Annotated in this window: 6 protein-coding genes; all 6 read left to right on the top strand. The window is 64.6% G+C overall.

Translation table 11 applies throughout. The features are described 5' to 3' along the window. A partial coding sequence (locus tag LH128_RS29795) for a DNA-directed RNA polymerase subunit alpha C-terminal domain-containing protein (RefSeq protein WP_008833421.1) occupies positions 1-475 on the top strand: 475 nt, incomplete at its 5' end. Between the two features lie 96 nt (positions 476-571). Continuing rightward, complete coding sequence (locus tag LH128_RS29800; protein ID WP_008833422.1) at positions 572-1120, top strand: hypothetical protein; 549 nt, start codon at positions 572-574, stop codon at positions 1118-1120. A gap of 126 nt (positions 1121-1246) precedes the next feature. Then, on the top strand, positions 1247-1669 hold the full coding sequence (rplQ, locus tag LH128_RS29805) for a 50S ribosomal protein L17 (protein ID WP_008833423.1): 423 nt from the start codon (positions 1247-1249) through the stop codon (positions 1667-1669). Between the two features lie 205 nt (positions 1670-1874). Continuing rightward, on the top strand, positions 1875-3995 hold the full coding sequence (locus LH128_RS29810) for a prolyl oligopeptidase family serine peptidase (RefSeq protein ID WP_083910378.1): 2121 nt from the start codon (positions 1875-1877) through the stop codon (positions 3993-3995). An 87-nt stretch (positions 3996-4082) separates the two neighbouring features. Beyond that, positions 4083-4661, top strand: a complete 579-nt coding sequence (locus tag LH128_RS29815; protein ID WP_008833425.1) for a hypothetical protein — start codon at positions 4083-4085, stop codon at positions 4659-4661. A 160-nt stretch (positions 4662-4821) separates the two neighbouring features. Next, positions 4822-5039 (top strand): hypothetical protein (locus tag LH128_RS29820; RefSeq protein WP_008833426.1); only part of this gene is annotated, 218 nt, incomplete at its 3' end.

Raw genomic sequence — 5039 nt, forward strand, 5'->3', positions numbered from 1 at the left:
CTTCGACAAGCTCAACCTGACGGTCGAGACCGACGGCACCGTGACCCCGGAAGATGCCGTGGCTTATGCCGCGCGCATCCTGCAGGACCAGCTGGCGCTGTTCGTCCACTTCGAAGACATCGCCCCGGTTGGCGCCTCGCCGATGATCGGCGTGGCTGTCGGCGGCGCGGCGGCTTCGGAAGAGAGCGACACCAACCAGCTCAACCGTTACCTTCTCAAGAAGGTGGACGAGCTGGAACTGTCGGTCCGTTCGGCCAACTGCCTCAAGAACGACAACATCATCTACATCGGCGATCTGGTCCAGAAGACCGAAGCCGAGATGCTGCGCACGCCGAACTTCGGCCGCAAGTCGCTCAACGAGATCAAGGAAGTGCTTTCCTCGATGGGTCTGCGCCTCGGCATGGACATCCCGGGCTGGCCGCCCGAGAACATCGAAGAGATGGCCAAGAAGCTCGAGCAGGAACTGCTCGGCTGATTGGACCTTCGGGTTTCGAAATGAAGAGGGCCTCGCGGGTGACTGCGGGGCCTTTTTCTTTGCTTGTAAGGGCGATCGCGGCATAGACTTCAAACCATGCCAGACATTGATATGATCGTTAGGCGGCTTCAAAGGCGGTCCCTTGTCGTCAGCGCCTGCATTCTGGGGCTGGTCCTAACCGCATGTGCGGTGACGGGCGCGTCGCTGTTACAGCCCATGCTATTGGTGGCGCTGGGACTTCCGATTTGGGACAGGATTTGGTGGCATCGCAAGCGGGATCTCGCGATGCTGGTATCAGTCGAGGAATGTCTTGTTTGGGAGGCTGAGGAGGAAGCCCGTTCGATCTTCACAAACAAATATGTCGCGATGATCGCGAACTTGTTTCTTGTCGCAATGGCCGTTGATTACATCGTCGGTGGGTGGCGCGAAGGACAGGTGAATTCAATAGGGCTGCTTGTCGGCAATGATACGTTTCGGATGGCGGATAGCCCGGTAAGCTATTGGTTCTGGATGGGGGCGGCTTTGCTGTTCGCCGTCAATCTCATCCGAATGGCAGCATTGGGATTGAGGGCGAGAACCGGTGATGTCAGGCCGAGTTTCGATGGCTATTGGCTTCAATGTGATGGAATGACCTTCAAGCCTTGACTCCCGCCCCGTTTTCGTATTGAGGGCGCGCTTCACAAATACGTGAACAGGCTTTGGGCGATGGTCTAACCGCATCGCCCGGCAGGCAGTACCTTGAACGGCTGCCTGACGAACGGAGTAAAGAATATGCGTCACAAGATGGGCGGCCGCAAGCTGCAGCGCAAGTCCGGCCACCGCGCGGCCCTGCTGCGCAACCTGGCCGCAGCGCTGATCAAGCACGAGCAGATCCAGACCACTACGCCGAAGGCGAAGGAACTGCGTCCCTACATCGAGAAGCTGATCACGCTCGCGAAGAAGGGCGGCCTTTCGAACCGTCGTCTCGCGCACGCGCGCATTCTCGACGAAGCGCAGGAAAAGAAGCTGTTCGAAGTCCTCGCCGAGCGTTTTGCCGGTCGCGAGGGTGGCTACACCCGCATCATCAAGGCCGGCTACCGCGCTTCGGACGCCGCGCCGATCGCGATCATCGAACTGGTCGACCGCGACGTCGATGCCAAGGGCCAGGACTCCGGCCCGATGCACACCGATGCCGAGGAATTCGCCGAGGCGTAAGCCACTCGGCGTCCCTGACGGGATAGAGAAGCGGTCGCGGACTTCGGTTCGCGGCCGCTTTTTCATGCGTGCTTTCCCCGGCGCGGCGATGTGCTAGAAAACAGGCTCAAAAACAGGGTCGGGAGGATGTGTGAAGATTAGCGGGCTGCAGGTGTTGGCGGCGCTCTTGCTGTCGGGGGCGGCGACGCCCATCTGGGCAGGGCCTATGTCCGACATCAGCTATCCACAGACCCGCCGCGACACCGTCGTAGAGACCCAGTTCGGCGAGGCCATCGCCGATCCCTATCGCTGGCTCGAGGATGACGTAAGACATTCCTCCGAGGTCGCCGACTGGGTGAGCCGTGAGAACGCCGTCACCGAAGACTATCTGACCGCACTCCCCCAGCGCGCCCAGTTCCAGCGCCGCATTCGCGCCTTCATGGACTACGAGCGCTTCGGTATCCCGGTGAAGGCGGGCGGCAGCTACTTCTACACCCGTAACACCGGCCTGCAGAACCAGGCGCAGTTGTTCGTACGCAAGGGGCTGGACGGCAAGCCGCGCCTGCTGCTCGATCCCAACGCCTGGGCGAAGGACGGGGCGACGGCACTCGATTCCTGGGAGCCCTCGCAGAAGGGGCGCTACCTGCTGTATAGCGTTCAGGACGGCGGCAGCGACTGGCGCATCCTGCGCGTGATCGACGTCAAGACCGGCGAGCCGCTGCAGGACGAGGTGCGCTGGGCCAAGTTCACGGGCCTCTCATGGGTGGGCGAGGAAGGCTTCCTCTATTCGCGCTTCCCGGAGCCGAAGGAAGGCGCGGCGTTCCAGTCGCTGAACTACAACCAGGCCGTGTATTTCCACCGCATCGGCACGGCTCAGGACGCGGACGAACTGGTCTATGCGACGCCCGACGCGCCCGATCTGGGGCATGTGGCGGACGTGACGCAGGACGGGCGCCTGGCGCTCATCACCAGTCATGTCGGCACCGATGCGCGCTACGAAGTGCGGGTGATCGATCTCGACAAGCGCAAGCGCGACGGATGGAAGGCAGTGCCGCTCGTCTCCGGTTTCACCGATGACTGGAAGCTGGTCGAAGGTGCCGGGCGCAAGTTGTGGTACGTGACCAACCGGGACGCGCCGCGCTATCGGCTCGTCGGCATCGATCTCGATGCACCCAAGGCCGAGTGGACCGAGATCGTCGCCGAGCGCGAGGATATTCTGGAGCGCGCGGGGATCGTCGGGGACCGGCTCGTCCTCAACTACATGCGCGATGCGGCGAGCCATGCGGAAATCCTGGCGCTCGACGGCAGTGTCGGCAAGACGCTGTCGCTGAACGGCATCGGCACCGCTTCGGGCTTTCGCGGGAAGCCGGGCGACCCGGAGACGTTCTACGCCTTCACCAGCTTCAACTGTCCGGCATCTATCTACCGGATGGATCTGGCGACCGGGGTGACGACGCCCTTCGCGACGCCGAAGATGTGCTACGATCCGGGTGCCTACGTGGTCGAGCAGCGCTTCTTCACGTCGAAGGACGGCACCCGCGTGCCGATGTTCATCGTGCGCAGCCGCGCGGTGGCCAAGGCGAAGCAGCCGGTGCCGACGCTGCTCTATGGATATGGTGGCTTCGACGTTTCGCTGACCCCCGGCTTCTCGGCGACGCGCATGGCGTGGCTGGAGGCGGGCGGGGCCTTTGCGCTGGCGAACTTGCGCGGCGGCGGCGAGTATGGCCGGGCGTGGCACGATGCGGGGCGGCGGCAGAACAAGCAGAACGTCTTCGACGACTTCATCGCGGCGGGCGAGTTCCTCGTAAACGAGGGCATCGCGAAGAAGGACGGCCTTGCCATTCAGGGCGGCTCCAACGGCGGGTTGCTGGTGGGTGCGGTGGTCAACCAGCGGCCGGACCTGTTCGCGGCGGCGGTCGCGCAAGTGGGCGTCATGGACATGCTGCGCTTCGACCGCTTCACGGCCGGGCGTTACTGGACCGACGACTATGGGAGGCCGGACCGGGAAGACGACTTCAAGGTCCTGCGCGCCTATTCGCCCTACCACAACATTCGCGAGGGTGCGCAGTATCCGGCGATCCTGGTTACTACGGCAGACACCGACGACCGCGTGGTGCCCGGGCACTCGTTCAAGTACACGGCGGCGCTGCAGCACGCGAACCTCGGGGCCAGGCCGCGTCTCATCCGCATCGAGACCCGCGCCGGACACGGCTCGGGAAAGCCCACGGACAAGGCGATCGAGGAGGGTGCGGACATCCTCGCCTTCGTCGCGCAGTGGACGGGGCTGCGCCTTCCGGCCGAAGCCAGTGTCGCTCAGGCCGGAGAGCCGACCGCCGCGACGCCGTGAAGCGGTTCATGCATAGGACAGCATGAGCGGCGTACGTTCCGTGACTTGGGCGGCGCGGACCGTGCGCGCCGGATAGGGTTTCTCCCGATGAAGATGTTGCGTTCGCGTGCCGCCGTATCCCTTGCCGCGCTCGCGGTGCTTTGCGTCACTGCCACGCCGGTTCTGGCGCACGGCCGGGACGGCTGGAGGGGCCATCGCCATTATCGCGGCGGCGGCATCGATGGCGGGGACCTTCTGGCCGGGCTGCTGGTCGTCGGCGGGGTTGCCGCGATCGCTTCTGCCGTCAGCAAGAACAGCGCCGACAAGCGTGGCGGCGAGCCCGCGCCCTATCGCTATCCGGGCGGCCCGGAAGCGGGGGACGATGCGGACTATGGCGCGCCGCCGGCCGACAATGGCGATACCGCGCCATATCCGGGCGGCCCGGTGAGCGGCCGCGACTATTCGGACGAGCCTGCCGGGCCTGGATCGCTGGGCGGCGCGGTCGACGCCTGTTCTGCGGAACTCGAACGCGGTGACAAGCGCGTCGAATCGGTGGACTCGGTGCGGCGCATGGGCGAGCGCTACAGCGTCGAGGGGCGCCTGCAGGACGGCCGCCCGTTTGCCTGCAGCGTCGATGGCTCGGGGCACATTCGCTCGGTGGCCGTCGATGGGCATGGCATGATCTGAGCCGAAACGCCCGCGCGGTATCGACGCGGGCGGGCGTTGCGCTTCAGACAATTTTCCGGAATATCGACTCCTGATTTGAAATGGCGAACTGCTTGAGCGGTTGCCAGTGGTCGTGCTCGGCGCCCTTCGTGTCGGCACGGCCGAGAGGAGAGTCGGGAACGTGAACACCGAGGCCGCCGCCCACACCGTTGCAGACCTTCCGGGGGATGCACAGACGTTCCCCAGCCTCATTCGGGCTGTCGCTGCCGCCTATGGCGATGCCGTCGCGGTGACGCTGGAGGAAGGCGAGGAGACGGTGGCCTGCGCCACTTATCGCGAGCTTGAGTCGCGTTCGGCCATGCTGGCGCGCGGGTTGCTGGCGCGCGGGATCGGCAAGGG

Source organism: Sphingomonas sp. LH128 (assembly GCF_000293195.2).
GTDB classification, from domain to species: Bacteria; Pseudomonadota; Alphaproteobacteria; order Sphingomonadales; family Sphingomonadaceae; genus Novosphingobium; species Novosphingobium resinovorum_A.